This window comes from Streptomyces lydicus, assembly GCF_000717345.1.
Taxonomy (GTDB): Bacteria; Actinomycetota; Actinomycetes; order Streptomycetales; family Streptomycetaceae; genus Streptomyces; species Streptomyces lydicus.
The window spans coordinates 67828-82560 of sequence record NZ_JNZA01000006.1 but is presented as its reverse complement, the minus strand read 5'-3'; the positions used below and the strand labels follow the sequence as shown (position 1 = coordinate 82560).

Here is a 14733-nt window from a genome sequence, read left to right as displayed (position 1 = left end):
CGGCGCCCCGCCGCCACGATGCGGCGCCCACCCGGCGCCCGCCCGGACCTCCCGCTAGGCCACGCCGGCCGGGGCGGCCCCGGCCCGGGCCGTGGTCACCTCCGGCAGGGCCGCCAGCTCCCGCAGCCGGCGCTCCGTCTCCGAACCGCGCGGGGCGCTGTACGTCACCAGGGCCTGGTCCTCGTCGGCGCCCAGCCGGAAGCTCTCGAAGGTGATGACGAGCTCGCCGACGTCCGGATGCAGGATCCGCTTGGTGCCGCGCAGGCACTCGTGCACCGACTGCGCCGCCCACAGCCGCTTGAAGTCCGCACTGCGCACCAGCAGTTCGTTGACCACCTCGCAGATGCGCGGGTCCTCGGGGTGCCGGCCGCTCTCGGCACGCAGGTTGCCGACGACCTCCTCGGCCTTGTCCTCCCACTCCGGGTGCAGCGCCCGGGCCGCCGGGTCGAGGAACACCAGCAGCGCGGTGTTCCGCCGGTCCGGGGCGACGGCCTCCAGGTCGAAGGCGACCCGGCCGCCGAGCCGGTTCCACGCCAGGATGTCCAGGCCACGGCCGACGACGAGGGCCGGCACGGTGCTCTCCATCGCGTCCAGCAGCTGCCGGATCTCGGGGCGCACGGTCTGGCCGGGGACGGCGCCGGGGGCGCAGCAGTCCGCCGCGCCGCGCCGCCGCGGCACGGCGATGTTGCGCAGATACGTCACCTCACCCGCGGTCAGCCGCAGCGCCCGCGCGATCGCGTCGAGCACCGAGTCGGAGATGGCGTGCGCCCGGCCCTGTTCGATCCGGGTGTAGTAGTCGACGCTGATGCCGGCGAGCTGGGCGACCTCCTCGCGCCGCAGGCCACGCACCCGCCGCCGGGTGACCCCGCCGGGCAGGCCGAGGTCGGCCGGGTCGAGCGCGGCGCGGCGCGCCTTGAGGAACGAGCTGATCTCGATTTCCGCGTGCAGCATCCGTCCAGTATGCGGCGGCCCGCCGGTCGGGTGGTTCCGCCGGACCCAGGCTGCGACGGGCCTGGTCCGCTCCCCGCGGGCGCCGCAGGGTGGTGCGCACACCCGGGGCGCCCGACCAGGCCCCGGCAGATCGCGGGACGAACAGGGAGCAGCTCATGCAGCGCAGGATCCTCGGCGGCACCGGCATCTCGGTCAGCGAGTTCGCGCTGGGCGCGATGATGTTCGGCGCCTGGGGCAACACCGACCACGACGACTGCGTACGGATCATCCACCGTGCGCTGGACGCCGGCATCAACCTCGTGGACACCGCCGACGTGTACGCGGGCGGCGAGTCCGAGGAGATCGTCGGCAAGGCGCTGAAGGGGCGCCGCGAGGACGTCGTCCTGGCCACCAAGTTCTTCAACCCGATGGGCCCGGACGCCAACCACGGCGGCAATTCGCGGCGGTGGATCGTCCGCGCGGTGGAGGACAGCCTGCGCCGTCTCGGCACCGATCACATCGACGTCTACCAGGTGCACCGCCCGGACCCGGCCACCGACATCGACGAGACGCTTTCCGCGCTGTCCGACCTCGTGCGCTCCGGCAAGGTGCGGGCCATCGGCACCTCCACCTTCCCCGCCGAGCAGCTCGTCGAGGCCCAGTGGACCGCCGAGCGCCGCGGTCACGTCCGCTTCCGCACCGAGCAGCCGCCGTACTCGATGCTGGCCCGCGGCATCGAGGGCTCGGTGCTGCCGACCGCGCAGAAGTACGGGATGGGCGTGCTGACCTGGGGCCCGCTCAGCGCCGGCTGGCTCTCCGGACGCGACCTCTCGGCCAGCTCACGGGCCGGCCTGGAGAGCCAGAAGTTCGACCTCTCGATCCCGGAGAACGCCCGTAAGGCGGAGGCGGTCACCGCACTGTCGAAGGTCGCCGCCGAGGCGGGCCTCACCCTCCCCCACCTGGCCACCGCGTTCGTCCGCTCCCACCCCGCGGTGACCTCCGTGATCATCGGCCCGCGCACCCACGACCAGCTCGAAAGCCTCCTGGAGGGCGCCGGAACCACCCTCGACGCCGCCACCCTCGACCGCATCGACGCCATCGTCCCCCCGGGCACCGACCTCAACCGCGCCGACCTCTACTACCTCCCCCCGTCCCTGACGGAGCCGTCCCTGCGGCGGCGGTGACGGGGGCGCGTTACCGGGCCGCTTTGAGGCGCGCCACGCTCCGGGCCCGTTCCGACAGGGCCCGGACGGCGGGAAGCCGGCGGTAGGGCCGTAGGCCGTTTCGCAGGGTCGTGAAGTGCTCGTCGCCGCGGGCGCTGGAGATCCCGGTGTAATCGTCCAGGAAGCGCTCCCATTCGCGGCACGCCTCTTCGACGTGCCGCATCTCCATCAGGCGGGTGGCAAGCAGGCCCGTGGCGTGCAGGCGGCCTTGGCGCTCGCCCTCGGGCCGGTGCCGGTTCGACCGGCGCAGCGCCTTGACCGATGCGTCGCGCTCGTCCAACTCCCAGAGCACGTGGGCCACATGGAACTCGTAGGCGGCACGGTCGTAACCCCCCAGGTGGTCGTTGCGGCCGTCCGCCCGGCTCAACGCTTCCTCGGTCTCCCGGAGCCGGGCAAACGCCTGCCGGCGATCCTTCACCATCGCCGCGCCGTGCGCCTGCTGCCCGCGCAGAAAGGCCACGAGCCGCGGGCCCGACGCCGGGGCGGCTTCGGCAGCGGAGTCGGCCAGGCTCAGCGCCGTGTTGCCGTAGCCGAGGTTGGACGCCTGCAACGCCATGCCGCGCAGGGTGCGGCAGTACGTGACGTGGTCGTCTGCCTGGCCCGCGAGCTTGAGGGCGTTGACGTAGTACCTCTGCCCGAGGCCGTGCTCGCGTTCGTACATCGCCATCCAGCCCGTGAGGTACACGAGGTCGGACGCCGCGCTCCGCATCGCCTTCTGCGCCGCTTCGGTGCCTCCCGCGCGCAGGTAGGGGCCCACGGTGTTGGCGAGGAACGCCGCGGCCATCGGCCGGGCGTGGCCGCCGCCGAGGTCATCGAGGATGTCCGCGATCTTCTCCGTCATCTTGCGGACCGTCGCGACGTCACCGCTCCCGATCCGGACCGTCGGAGCGGCCGCCGCCGACTCGCCGCTATCGGCCTCGTCTTCGAAGGCCGGTACGACCAGGCCCGCCGAGTACAGCCCGGCGCCCAGTACCGCCCGTCGCGACGGGTCCATGTCCGCCCTGCTCAAATCCGCCATCCCAGCGGCGGCGTCCGGCGAATCGACCGGCTCGCCGGACGCGCCGAGACCGGCCTCCGTGGACGTGACGGGCCGCGCGAGGAGCCGTGAGAGCGCTTCGGTCACCGCCGGTCGCGCCTGCGGCTTCGCGTTCTTGATTTCCCCTTCCCGCATCAGGCCCGCAAGGGCGAGGTTCGGCGTTCTTGATCGCGATGCCATCTCGTGTACCCCCGGGCGTTCAACCGGTTCAACCGTCCCTCCACTGTGCTCCCTTACCCCGCGGGGCGCGGCGGAGTTGAGTGATTACCGGCCGTCAGAAACGGTGCCGGACACGCCGCCGGTGGCATGGCTGGCGCCGCCGGGCGGCGGCCGGGAGTGGACGACCGCGCCGGAGGCGATCGAGGAGGTGGCGCCGTGAGCGCCGAACGGCGACCGCAGGTCGGCGACGAGGTGGAGTACGGGCGCGGCCGTCGGGCGATCGTGACGGACATCCGGAACGGCATCCCGTACCTGCGGGCCGCCGGGCTCAAGGAGTGGCCTGCGCCGGACCCCGGAGCCCTTCGGGTGTCGCGGTCCCGGGCGGAGCGGATCGCGGACGGTGATCCCCGGTGAGCGGAATCCGCTCACCGGGACGGGGCTCAGGCCAGATGCAGCGCCGCGAGCAGGGCGTCGATCAGGGGGCGGTCGCGTTCCTGGGTGAGGCGGGCGCGGGCCTCGGAGGGGGAGAGCCAGACGAGGCGGTCGACCTCGGTGTTCGGGGTGAAGGCGCCGGCGACCGCCTCGGCGGCCCAGTAACGGACCTGCTTGGGGCGGCCGTTGGCGAGGTAGCTGGCGGTCGGCAGCGGGGCGCCGGGGCGGCAGTCCATGCCGGTCTCCTCGGCGACCTCGCGCACCGCACCGGCCAGCGCGTCCTCACCGCGCTTCAGCTTGCCCTTCGGGTGCGACCAGTCGTCGTACTTCGGCCGGTGGACGAGCGCGATCTCCAGGCCGGCCTCGGAGCACGCGCGGCGCCACAGGACGCAGCCTGCCGCGCGTACCGGCTTTTGCGGGGTCGTCACGGGCGCATCCCTTCCGGTGCGGTCACGGTGCGTCGCCCCAGGCCGGGCGTTCCGGGGAGCGGGAGAGCCACACCCGGCCGAAGGCGAACCGGGCCGCCTCGACGTGGTGGCGCTGGTCGGCGTGCAGCACACCCAGGGCGTAGGCGGTGGCCGGGGCGATTCTGGGCGTACGGGCCGCGGCGGCGGCTGCGGCGGCGGCCTCGGCGGCGGCGCGGTGGGAGTCCAGGGCCCGGGCGGCGTCCGCCAGCCGGAGGTCGGCGGACTCGGGCGCGATCACCTCCTGAGCGTAGCGGGCCAGCCGCACCAGCAGCCGGACCTGGTGCCACGGGGCGTCCTGGCGGTGGTCGACGGCCAGCGCCTCGGCGTTGTACGGGTGGCCCGCGCGGGCGAGCGGGAGTGCGGCGACGGCCTCCGCGAGCCGCCGGTGGGCCTGGTCGGCGAGGGGGAGCAGCGCGTCAGCGGCCGGCAGCTCGGCGGCCGCGTGCGCGAGCGGCGCCTCGGAGGCGAGCACTGCGACGGAGTCGGCGACGGCGTGGAAGCGGGAGGAGCCCAGGGCCTGGAGGGCGGCGGAGTGGGCGCGGGTGCGGGCGAGGGTCAGCTGGCGGTCCAGCAGGGCCCCGGCCCGGGCGGCCCCGGCGGAGAGCGCGGCGTCGGCGTCCGGGTCGCCGGGAGCGGAGGCGGTGGACCCGCGGTCCGCCGGGTTCGGGGCGGTACGCGCGGCCCCGGCGTCCCGGGTGCCGCGATCGGGGCGGTCGGCACGTTCTCCCCGGCCGGTCAGCCGGGTGAGCGCCGCCATCAGCCGTTCGCGGCGGGCCGCGCAGGTCTGCTCGCGGGCGAGGGTGCCGGACAACCAGCCCAGTTCGGCGAGGAGTTGGTCGGCCCAGGTCTCCTCGGTCAGCGGGCGGAAGGTGTGCAGGGTGGCGCTGATGCGGCGGGCGGCGCGGCGCAGCTGGCGGGCTGCCTCGCCGGCGCCCTCCGCGTCCGAGCCGCTCTCGCGGTGCAGGCGCAGGCTGCGCAGGAAGTCCGAGGACTGCCGGTGCAGGTAGCCCGCGAGCACCTCCTCCGCGGTGCGGGCGGCGAGGGCGCGGTGGGTGGCGTGGACGCCGTGGGGCGGCGCGTGGGCCGGGGCCGTGCCCGGTCCGTCGTACGGCTCGTCGTGGGGTCCGTCCACCACCGCGGCACGGGCTCCGGGTGCCCCGCCGGGCTCGTATCCGCTACCGATGAGACCGGCCGGCCCCCCGGTCGGCTGGTCATGTCGCTGGGCCACGCCGGCGCCTCCGGGCGTCAATGAGCATTTCCTGTACGTTGCGCAGCGGCACGCCGTCGGCGTCGACGGCGCGCCGGTTCCACTCGCCGTCCGGGCCGAGGTGCCAGGAGGACGTGGAGTCCGACATCCCGGTCTCCAGCAGCCGGTTGAGGGAGGCGCGGTGCGCCGGGTCGGCCACCCGCACCAGCGCCTCGATCCGCCGGTCCAGGTTCCGGTGCATCATGTCGGCGCTGCCCAGCCACACCTCGGGTTCCCCGCTGTTGCCGAAGATGAAGACCCGGGAGTGCTCCAGGAAGCGGCCGAGGATGCTGCGGACGCGGATGTTCTCGCTGAGGCCGGGGACGCCGGGGCGCAGGGCGCAGATGCCGCGCACCCAGATGTCGACCGGCACGCCGGCCTGGGAGGCGCGGTAGAGCGCGTCGATGACGGCCTCGTCGACCATCGAGTTGACCTTGATGCGGACGTAGGCCGGCCGGCCCGCACGCTGGTTCGCGATCTCCTTGTTGATGCGCTGGACCAGGCCGTCCCGCAGGGACTTGGGGGCGACCAGGAGGCGGCGGTAGGTCTCGCGGCGGGAGTAGCCGGACAGCCGGTTGAAGAGGTCGGAGAGGTCCGCGCCGACCTGCGGGTCGGCGGTCAGCAGGCCGAGGTCCTCGTAGAGCCGGGCGGTCTTCGGGTGGTAATTGCCGGTCCCCACATGGGAGTAGCGGCGCAGCATGTCGCCTTCCTGGCGGACCACCAGTGACAGCTTGCAGTGCGTCTTGAGGCCGACCAGGCCGTAGACGACGTGGCAGCCGGCCTCCTCCAGCTTGCGCGCCCACTTGATGTTGGCCTGCTCGTCGAAGCGGGCCTTGATCTCCACCAGGACGAGGACCTGCTTGCCGGACTCGGCGGCGTCTATCAGGGCGTCGACGATCGGCGAGTCACCGGAGGTGCGGTAGAGGGTCTGCTTGATCGCCAGGACGTCGGGGTCCGCGGCGGCCTGCTCCAGGAACGCCTGCACGGAGGTGGAGAAGGAGTCGTAGGGGTGGTGCAGGAGGACGTCGCGGGCGCGCAGCGCGGCGAAGATGTCGGGGGCGGAGGCGGACTCCACCTCGGCCAGGTCGCGGTGGGTGCCGGCCACGAACTTGGGGAACTTCAGCTCGGGCCGGTCCAGCGCCCCGATGCCGAAGAGGCCGGTGAGGTCGAGCGGGCCGGGCAGCGGGTAGACCTCGGCGTCGGAGACCTTCAGTTCCTGGACCAGCAGGTCGAGGACGGCGGGGTCGATGGACTCCTCGACCTCCAGGCGGACCGGCGGCCCGAAGCGGCGTCGCATCAGCTCCTTCTCCAGGGCCTGGAGGAGGTTTTCCGCGTCGTCCTCCTCGACTTCGAGATCTTCGTTGCGGGTGACCCGGAACATGTGGTGCGCGCGCACCTCCATGCCCGGGAACAGCTCCTCCAGGTGGGCGGCGATGACGTCCTCGATGGGGACGTAGCGCTGCGGGGACGCCTCCAGGAAGCGGGAGAGCAGCGGCGGCACCTTGACCCGCGCGAAGTGGTCGTGGCCGCTGACCGGGTTGCGTACGACCACGGCGAGGTTCAGCGACAGGCCGGAGATGTACGGGAAGGGGTGCGCGGGGTCGACGGCCAGCGGAGTGAGCACCGGGAAGATCTGCTGGCGGAAGAGGGTGAACAGGCGGGCCTGCTCCTTCTCGGTCAGCTCCGGCCAGCGGATCAGATGAATGCCCTGGTCGGCGAGCTCGGGCGCGATGTCCTGCTGGAAGCAGGCGGCGTGCCGGGCCATGAGTTCGCGCGAGCGTGTCCAGATCTGGTCCAGCACCTCGCGGGGCTGGAGGCCGGACGCGGAGCGGGTGGCGACGCCGGTGGCTATCCGCCGTTTGAGCCCGGCGACCCGGACCATGAAGAACTCGTCCAGGTTGCTGGCGAAGATCGCGAGGAAGTTCGCCCGTTCGAGCAGGGGGGTGGCCGGGTCCTCGGCCAGTTCGAGCACCCGCTCGTTGAACCCCAGCCAGCTGCGCTCGCGGTCCAGGAAGCGGTCGCCGGGCAGCTCCTCGCCGTCCGCGCCCACCACGCCCCGGTCCTCGTACGCGTCCGGGTCGGCGTCCAGGTCGGGCTCCAGGCCCGGCACCGTCCCGCGGACCGCGTGCGGGCGGTGCGCAGCGATGGAGCCCACGGAAGGCTGGGCCGACGGGGCCGGGGCCTGCGGGGGCTTCGGCGTCGGCATCTCGGGCTGGGCCGGTGCCTGAGCGCTGGGCTGCTGGTTCATGGCCTTATTCTTCCGCGTCCCGGGGGTTCCAGGCGCGTCAGGAGGAGGCGGCGCGAGATGGAGCCTCGGGTTGGGGACGTTCGGCACAGCGGGCTGCATTCAGCGATGCTCGCAACCAACATTGAATCACTGGTAACGCGGATATGGCGGACAGGCAATCGGGGTGCTACGGCGAGGGGCCGCCGCACCTCGACCGTGCCCGGGCGGCCCGCGGGAGCCCTACCGCCACTTCCCCGCCGCGGCCGCCGCCACACGCCCCGTTGCGCAGGAGAAATACTCCCGGGTAATTGCCGTGCGGAATACCCGCACGCTCAGTTGAGCGAGCCCTCATGGATTGCGGTCCGGGGCGCGCCGAGGGTACCTCGCGTGATGTTTCGCGTCGCGGACCGTCACCACCGCCCGCGCCCGCCGGGTGCTCGGCTGACGTCCCGTAGGAGGGACGGGCTCAGCCGTGCCGCCGTCGCATCACCCGGAAGACGAGTACGGTCACCAGCAGCGCCAGCGCCAGGACGATGCCGGACTCGATCCAGGCCAGCGGCCAGTGGTGCGACACCGGGTGCTGGTCCAGGAACTGTCCGGTCACGTCGTGGCTGCGCAGACAGCTCGCGTAGTCACCGTTGGGCGTGCACCCCATGTCGTCGCCGGTCAGGCGCGCCCCGGCGCGGGTGAGGTAGCCCTGCCCCTGCACCCAGCCGCTGTCCGGTGCCTGGACCGCAGTGCCGAGGCCGAACCTGCTGGTGGCCACCGGCAGCAGCGCGGGCCGCAGCTGCTGGAACGCGACCTGGACGACGGCCATGGCGGCCAGCGTGGCGGCCATCGACGCCACCGTACGGCGCAGCAGCAGACCGGCCAGTACGCCGACGACCAGGCCCAGCAGGGAGTGGGCGACCGGTACCGGGCCGAGCGCGCCGAAGCCGAGGGTGGAGTACCAGTAGGCGCCGGAGACCTCGTCGCCGCCGACCTGCCAGAGCCAGGCGAAGACCGCGGAGAGCCCCGAGACGGCGGTGAGCACGAACGCGGCGGGCAGGGCAAGCTTCGCCGTCAGCCAGCGCAGCGGGCCGACGGACTGGGTCAGCACGAGCTGGTGGGTGCCGGTCTCCAGCTCGCGGGCGACCAGCGGGGCCCCGATGAACAGGCCGATCAGGGCGGGCAGCAGGAACAGCCCGGTCTCGATGAGCTTGAGCGAGGAGCCGAACTCGGCGCGGAAGGCGATGACCGCCTCCTGGGTGTCGGCACAGTGCGGCACCAGGGAGATCATGGAGCAGCCGGCGAGGTGGTGGGCGTCGATCACCCCGGCCATCCGGCCGCGCAGCACCGCGCACCAGACGGCGGTGGCGGCCGCCCCGGCGAGCAGGACGCCGAGGACCAGCCGGTGCTGTCGCCAGGTCAGCCAGAGCACTCCGCTCAGCGGTGCCCGGCCGGCCGCCTGCCGGCCGCCGGTCCCGTCCGCGGTGGGCCGGGGCCCGCTCGCTCGTCGGTGTGCCGTGGTGGTCATGCCGCCGCTCCCTTGCCGCTGTGGTGGTGGTACGAGGTGTGTGGGGTGCCGCCGGGTACGCCCGCGGTGCCGGGCCGTCCGTTGCGCGGCATGCCGGGGATGCCGGGCCGGCCGCCGGGCCGGTGGGACCTCCGCGACGAGACCGGTTCGGCGCTCGGCGCGATCAGCCCGGGCGCGCCGGGAGCCCGCAGGTAGCCGAGCAGCAGCTCCTCCAGGGACGGCTCGGCCGCCTCCCAGGGGCCGGGGGCGAGCGGGCCCTTCCGCCGTACGAGCGCGGTGAAGTGACGTCCGCTCAGCTGGGTGTCGATCACGGTGTGCGCGGCGATCTCGCGGGGCAGCCCCTCGCCGCGGCGCTCCCCCATGACCAGGGTGTGCATCCCGACGACGTCGTCGGCCTCGCCGGCGAGCCGCACCCGGCCGCCGCCGAGCACCAGCAGGTAGTCGCAGATCCCGTCGAGTTCGGCGAGTGCCTGCGAGGACAGCACCACCGTGGTGGCGCGCTCGGCGGACCGGGCCAGCAGCAGGGCGGCGATCCGGTGCCGGTCCAGCGGGTCGAGCCCGTCCAACGGGTCGTCGAGGAGGAGGAGTTCGGGCTCCCGGGCGAAGGCGAGGGCGAACGCGAGGACGGTGCGCTGTCCTTCGGGGAGCGCACCGGCGCGGGCGCCCAGGGGCAGTCCGCCGTCCCGCACGATCTGCTCGGCGCACCGGTCGTTCCAGCGCCCGGGGTTGAGTTCCCGGCCCAGCCGCAGCGTCTCGGCGACCGTCAGCCGGGGGTAGAGGGGCTTGCCCTGGGTGACGTGCGCGACCCGGGCGCGGCCGGCGGGGCCGCTCTCGCCGCAGATCCGCACGGTCCCCTCGGTGGGGCGGAGCAGCCCGGAGGCCAGGGACAGCAGGGTGCTGGTGCCGGCGCCGGGCGGGCCGGCCAGCGCGCAGATGCGGCCGGCCGGCAGCCGGAAGGTGCAGTCGCGCAGGGCCCAGCGGCGGCCGTACCGCTTGCCGAGGCCGATCGTTTCGAGGGCGGTGCGCCCCGAGGCCCGACCGATCGCCTCGCCCGGCCGTATCGCCATTGCCCCGACCCCCGAACCGTCGCCGACTCATTCCACTAATTAAGTAGTGGAAGCGTGCGGGAAGTGGGCTGCCCTGTCAACCTCCGCTGCGTACGCTGCCCTTCGTGCCCATACCTTCCGCACCCCCCGCACCCCCGCTGCCGTACACCCCCGACTACCCGCTCCGCACCGCGCGACTGGACCTCCGCCCGGTCACCGAGGGCGACTTCAGCGCGATCCACGCCTACCAGCGGCTGCCCGAGGTCTGCCGCTACCTCTACTGGGGGCCCCTCGACGAGGAGGGATCCCGGGCCTCCGTCGCCGCCAAGGCCGCCCGCACCACGCTGCGCGAGTCCGGCGACCTGCTCCAGCTCGCCGTGGTCGTCCGGGAGACCGGCACGCTGGTCGGCGACGTCACGTTCGTCCTGACCAGCCGCGAGCACCGCCAGGGCGGCATCGGCTACGTCTTCGACCCGGCGCACGCCGGCCGCGGCTACGCCACCGAGGCGAGCCGCGCACTGCTGGAGCTGGCCTTCGAGCAGCTCCGGCTGCACCGCGTCCAGGCCGAGCTGGACGGCCGCAACACCGCCTCGGCCCGCGTACTGGAACGGCTGGGAATGCGCCGCGAGGGCCGTCTGCGGGAGAACGAGTTCCTCGACGGCGAGTGGGCCGACGAGGTCATCTACGCGATGCTCGCGCGCGAGTGGCACGCACAGCAGGGGCGTCAGGACGCCTCACGTTAGTGGGGCGTTAGCCGTCCGACGGTGGATCATCAGCCGTGGCCGACAGTCTTGTTCTCACCACCCCGGAACACGACTTGGAGAGCACGGCATGAACCTCTCGCACACCACCCTCCGCCACGCCCGCAAGGCCGCCGCCGCCATGGTGATCGCGGTCGCCGCGTTCGGGCTCACCGCTTGCCAGGACGGCGGCGCCAACGCCTCCTCGTCCCCTGCCTCCGCGCATGCCACGCAGTCCCCGGCGTCCACCTCCAAGACCGCCCGGGGCGCCGGCCAGGGTGCCGCCCAGGGTGCCGGTCAGGGCTCCGCCAAGGGTTCCGGCCAGGGTTCTGCTCAGGGCTCCGCCCAGCATGCCGCCAAGGGTGGGCCGACGGGTGCCCCCAAGAAGTCCGGGGCGCGGTGTACGGACCGGATCAACTACACGGGCGACCCCCGGCCCAACGCCGAGATCAACTCGATCGGCGAGGAGACCGGCCACTGTCCGGCGCCGCAGAAGGGCAGCACGTCGCCGGGTACCCCCAAGAAGCCCGGGGTGCGCTGTACGGACCAGATCAACTACGCGGGCGACCCCCGGCCCAACGCCGACCTCAACTCGATCGGCGAGGAGACCGGCTACTGCCCGACGGCCCGGCAGCAGTGAGTGGGTGGCCGCCGCACCCCGGGTACCGAAGGAACGGGGCGGGCCGTCGCCGGCCCGCCCCGTGAGAGATGCTTCCGGCCCGGCCCTCCGCCGCCGCGCCGTCCCCGCTCAGGTCTCCGAGCGGTACATCAGATCCGTCTCGTGCGTCACGAACCCCATCCGCTCGTAGACGCTCACCGCCGCCGCGTTGTCGGCGTCCACGTACAGCATCGCGGTCGGCAGCCCCTGCGCCGCCAGGTGCCGCAGTCCGACCGAGGTCAGGGCCTTGCCCAGGCCGCCGCCCTGCGCACCCGGCCGCACCCCGAGGACATAGACCTCGCCCAGGCCCTCCTCGGCGTGCACCTTGGTCCAGTGGAAGCCGACCAGCCGGCCGCCCTTCTCCGCGAGGAAGAACCCCTTCGGGTCGAACCACGCCTCGCCCTTGCGGTCGTCCAGGTCGCGCTGGCCCAGCGAGCCCTGCTCCGGGTGGTGGGCGAACGCCTCGGCGTTCACCTCCAGCCAGGCCGCGTCATCGGTGCCCGGCTGGAAGGTCCGGACCGACACGCCCTCCGGCAGCTCCGGCTCGGCCAGCTCCAGATCCGTCAGCGAGCGCCGCATCTGGCGCAGCTCCCGGAACATCGTCAGGCCCAGGGTCTGCGCGAGGTGCCGGGCCGCCGGGTGCCCGCCGTGGGCCCAGACCCGCACCCGGCGCCCTGACTGCTCCAGCAGCTCCGCGCCCAGCGCCCGGCCGTGGCCCCGGCCGCGGAACCCCGGGTGCACCACCAGCTCGGCGGCCGGCGCCTCGACCGGATCGGTGTCCTCCAGCTGCCCGTACCCGACGAGCATCTCGCCCGCCTCACCGCGCGCGTACACGAGCACGTGGCGTACGCCCTCCCGCGGCCCGCCCCGCAGCTGAAGCCGGCCCTGCTCGGACACGGCGGGCTGCCCGTCGGCGCGCGCGGCCCGCTCGATCAGTTCGACGACGGCCGCGGCCCCTTCCGGCGCGAGCTCGTCGACCACCTGGATCCTGCGGCCGGTCCGGCCCATCTCCTGTGCAGCGTCAGTCATGTGTGAAGCGTACGACTCCGCCGGGTTCCCGGACGGGCGCCACCCGCACTCCCGCCGCCCACCGGCAACCAGCCCGTAACCTGCACCCCCTGTTGCGCTACGCGCGTCGACAATAAGCTGCGGTCCGCTCAGGACATCCGGGAGGGGAACACATGCCAGCGAGACCGCAACGGCGCCGTGGGGTCAGCAGATTGACGATCGGGGCCACCGTACTGGCCGCCTGTGTGGGGGCGGCCGTCGCCGGCAGCGCCCTGCCGGCGGGTGCCGAGACCGGGCACCACGGCCACGGCGGCCGCACCGTCGACGTGCAGCTGCTCTCCTTCAACGACTTCCACGGCAACCTCGAACCGCCGCAGGGCTCCTCCGGCACGGTCGAGGAGCTCCAGCCGGACGGCACCAAGAAGGCCGTCCCGGCCGGCGGCGTCGAGTACCTGGCCCAGTCGCTGCGCACGGCCCGCAAGGGCCACCCGTACTCCGTCACCGCCGCGGCCGGGGACCTGGTCGGCGCCAGCCCGCTGCTGTCCGGCCTGTTCCACGACGAGCCGACCGTCGAGGCCATGAACAAGCTGGGCCTGGACGTCACCTCCGTGGGCAACCACGAATTCGACGAGGGCCGGGCGGAGTTGACCCGCCTCCAGAAGGGCGGCTGCCACCCGAAGGACGGCTGCTACGAGGACGGCAAGACGTTCCGGGGCGCCGACTTCCCCTACCTCACCGCGAACGTCACCGATGAGATGACCGGCAAGCCGCTGCTGCGGCCGTACACCGTCTGGAAGCACAAGGGCGTCAAGATCGGCTTCATCGGGGTGACGCTGGAGGGCACCCCCGACATCGTCACCGCCGACGGCGTCAAGGGCCTGAAGTTCCACGACGAGGTCGAGACGATCAACAAGTACGCCAAGGTGCTGGACAAGCAGGGCGTCAAGGCGATCGTCGCCCTCATCCACGAAGGCGGACTGCCCGCCTCCACGTCCTACAACTACCACTGCGACAGTCCCGGGCCGGGCGAGGGGATCTCCGGGCCGATCACCGAGATCGCCAAGCACGTGACGCCCCGGGTGGACGCCCTGGTCACCGGCCACACCCACCAGGCGTACGCCTGCACCATCCCGGACCCGTCCGGGCGGCCGCGCACCGTCACCTCCGCCGCGTCCTACGGCAAGCTCTACACCGACACCACGCTGACCTACGACCGCCGCACCCGCGACATCGTGCGCACCAGCGTCACGGCGCCCGGCGCGGTCAACCACGTCGTGGACCGCACCCAGCCCAAGGCCGCGGACATGACCGCCCTGATCAGCCGCTGGAACAAGCTGGCCGCCCCGGTCGCCGGCCGCCCGGTCGGCCACATCGCGGCCGACATCGCCGGCCGCGGCGCGGGCGCCCCGGAGTCCCCTCTCGGTGACGTCATCGCCGACGCCCAGCTGGAGGCCACCAAGGCGTCCGACAAGGGCGGCGCCCAGCTCGCCCTGATGAACCCCGGCGGCATCCGCTCCGACCTCGCCTACCCGGCGTCCGGCTCGGAGGGCGACGGCGTGGTCACCTATGGCGAAGCGTTCACCGTCCAGCCGTTCACCAACATGATGAACGTCGTCGACCTCACCGGCGCCCAGCTGCTGACCGCCCTCCAGCAGCAGGTCAGCGGCCCCAACGAGTCCTCACCCAAGATCCTCCAGGTCTCCGGCGGGCTCACCTACACCCTCGACCTGACCAAGAAGGGCGCCGACCGCGTCGTCAAGGACACGGTCAAGCTCAACGGCGCCACGCTCGACCCGGCGAAGACCTACCGCGTCGCGATGAACGAGTTCCTGGCCGGCGGCGGCGACGGCTTCCCCGCCTTCAAGGACGGCAAGAACAAGTACGTCGGCCCCTCCGACCTGGACGCCTTCACCGGATACCTGACGGCGCACTCGTCGAAGGAGCAGCCCCTCACGCCGCCGAAGGCGGACCGCATCACCGTCGTGAAGTAACGGCGCCCCGCCGGCCGGGTCGCAAGGCAGTGCGACCCGGCCTGCGGTAGCTCC

13 protein-coding genes are annotated in these 14733 nt (G+C 73.3%); 5 read left to right on the top strand and 8 right to left on the bottom strand.

What is annotated here, in order from left to right:
* Positions 1–54: 54 nt before the first annotated feature.
* A complete protein-coding gene (locus OO62_RS06870) occupies positions 55–951 on the bottom strand; it encodes a helix-turn-helix domain-containing protein (protein ID WP_033266334.1) in 897 nt (298 codons plus the stop codon).
* 155 nt (positions 952–1106) lie between these two features.
* On the opposite strand from OO62_RS06870, the gene OO62_RS06865 reads away from it, so the two are divergent.
* Positions 1107–2114 carry an aldo/keto reductase gene (locus OO62_RS06865; RefSeq protein WP_033266333.1) on the top strand — a complete coding sequence of 336 codons (1008 nt, stop codon included), beginning with the start codon at positions 1107–1109 and terminating at the stop codon, positions 2112–2114.
* Positions 2115–2124: 10 nt separating this feature from the next.
* Here OO62_RS06865 and OO62_RS06860 read toward each other — a convergent pair whose 3' ends face one another.
* Positions 2125–3369: an NsdA family TPR-like regulatory protein gene (locus OO62_RS06860; protein ID WP_033266332.1), complete on the bottom strand. Its 1245-nt coding sequence runs from the start codon at positions 3367–3369 to the stop codon at positions 2125–2127.
* A gap of 195 nt (positions 3370–3564) precedes the next feature.
* Here OO62_RS06860 and OO62_RS06855 point away from each other — a divergent pair, with 195 nt between their 5' ends.
* Positions 3565–3762, top strand: a complete 198-nt coding sequence (locus OO62_RS06855) for a hypothetical protein (RefSeq protein ID WP_033266331.1) — start codon at positions 3565–3567, stop codon at positions 3760–3762.
* A 26-nt stretch (positions 3763–3788) separates the two neighbouring features.
* Here OO62_RS06855 and OO62_RS06850 read toward each other — a convergent pair whose 3' ends face one another.
* The 5 genes from OO62_RS06850 to OO62_RS06830 form a co-directional block, all read right to left on the bottom strand.
* Positions 3789–4208 (bottom strand): NUDIX hydrolase, encoded by a 420-nt coding sequence (locus OO62_RS06850; protein ID WP_033266330.1) that lies wholly within the window; start codon positions 4206–4208, stop codon positions 3789–3791.
* Positions 4209–4230: 22 nt separating this feature from the next.
* The gene (locus OO62_RS06845) at positions 4231–5496 is read right to left on the bottom strand and encodes a CHAD domain-containing protein (protein ID WP_033266329.1); all 1266 of its coding nucleotides are present in this window, start codon (positions 5494–5496) and stop codon (positions 4231–4233) included.
* Complete coding sequence (locus OO62_RS06840; RefSeq protein ID WP_033266328.1) at positions 5459–7741, bottom strand: RNA degradosome polyphosphate kinase; 2283 nt, start codon at positions 7739–7741, stop codon at positions 5459–5461. Before OO62_RS06840 ends, OO62_RS06845 begins: the two co-directional genes overlap by 38 nt.
* 445 nt (positions 7742–8186) lie before the next feature.
* Complete coding sequence (locus tag OO62_RS06835; protein WP_033266437.1) at positions 8187–9236, bottom strand: ABC transporter permease; 1050 nt, start codon at positions 9234–9236, stop codon at positions 8187–8189.
* Positions 9233–10303 (bottom strand): ATP-binding cassette domain-containing protein, encoded by a 1071-nt coding sequence (locus OO62_RS06830; protein WP_051732817.1) that lies wholly within the window; start codon positions 10301–10303, stop codon positions 9233–9235. Before OO62_RS06830 ends, OO62_RS06835 begins: the two co-directional genes overlap by 4 nt.
* A gap of 104 nt (positions 10304–10407) precedes the next feature.
* Here OO62_RS06830 and OO62_RS06825 point away from each other — a divergent pair, with 104 nt between their 5' ends.
* Together OO62_RS06825 and OO62_RS06820 are read left to right on the top strand one after the other, a co-directional pair.
* A complete protein-coding gene (locus OO62_RS06825; RefSeq protein ID WP_078617047.1) occupies positions 10408–11025 on the top strand; it encodes a GNAT family N-acetyltransferase in 618 nt (205 codons plus the stop codon).
* Between the two features lie 88 nt (positions 11026–11113).
* Positions 11114–11662: a hypothetical protein gene (locus OO62_RS06820; protein WP_033266327.1), complete on the top strand. Its 549-nt coding sequence runs from the start codon at positions 11114–11116 to the stop codon at positions 11660–11662.
* A 108-nt stretch (positions 11663–11770) separates the two neighbouring features.
* On the opposite strand, the gene mshD is transcribed toward OO62_RS06820, so the two are convergent.
* Positions 11771–12688: a mycothiol synthase gene (mshD, locus tag OO62_RS06815; protein ID WP_099872217.1), complete on the bottom strand. Its 918-nt coding sequence runs from the start codon at positions 12686–12688 to the stop codon at positions 11771–11773.
* Between the two features lie 173 nt (positions 12689–12861).
* Between mshD and OO62_RS06810 the strand changes: the two genes are divergently transcribed.
* Positions 12862–14679: a bifunctional metallophosphatase/5'-nucleotidase gene (locus tag OO62_RS06810; protein WP_051732815.1), complete on the top strand. Its 1818-nt coding sequence runs from the start codon at positions 12862–12864 to the stop codon at positions 14677–14679.
* The last annotated feature ends 54 nt before the right edge of the window (positions 14680–14733 follow it).

Coding starts and splice junctions, on each gene's coding strand:
- OO62_RS06830 (WP_051732817.1), bottom strand. CDS start 10,303: ATGGCGATACGGCCGGGCGAGGCGATCGGTCGGGCCTCGGGGCGCACC.
- OO62_RS06810 (WP_051732815.1), top strand. CDS start 12,862: ATGCCAGCGAGACCGCAACGGCGCCGTGGGGTCAGCAGATTGACGATC.
- OO62_RS06835 (WP_033266437.1), bottom strand. CDS start 9,236: ATGACCACCACGGCACACCGACGAGCGAGCGGGCCCCGGCCCACCGCG.
- OO62_RS06860 (WP_033266332.1), bottom strand. CDS start 3,369: ATGGCATCGCGATCAAGAACGCCGAACCTCGCCCTTGCGGGCCTGATG.
- mshD (WP_099872217.1), bottom strand. CDS start 12,688: ATGGGCCGGACCGGCCGCAGGATCCAGGTGGTCGACGAGCTCGCGCCG.
- OO62_RS06840 (WP_033266328.1), bottom strand. CDS start 7,741: ATGAACCAGCAGCCCAGCGCTCAGGCACCGGCCCAGCCCGAGATGCCG.
- OO62_RS06870 (WP_033266334.1), bottom strand. CDS start 951: ATGCTGCACGCGGAAATCGAGATCAGCTCGTTCCTCAAGGCGCGCCGC.
- OO62_RS06865 (WP_033266333.1), top strand. CDS start 1,107: ATGCAGCGCAGGATCCTCGGCGGCACCGGCATCTCGGTCAGCGAGTTC.
- OO62_RS06820 (WP_033266327.1), top strand. CDS start 11,114: ATGAACCTCTCGCACACCACCCTCCGCCACGCCCGCAAGGCCGCCGCC.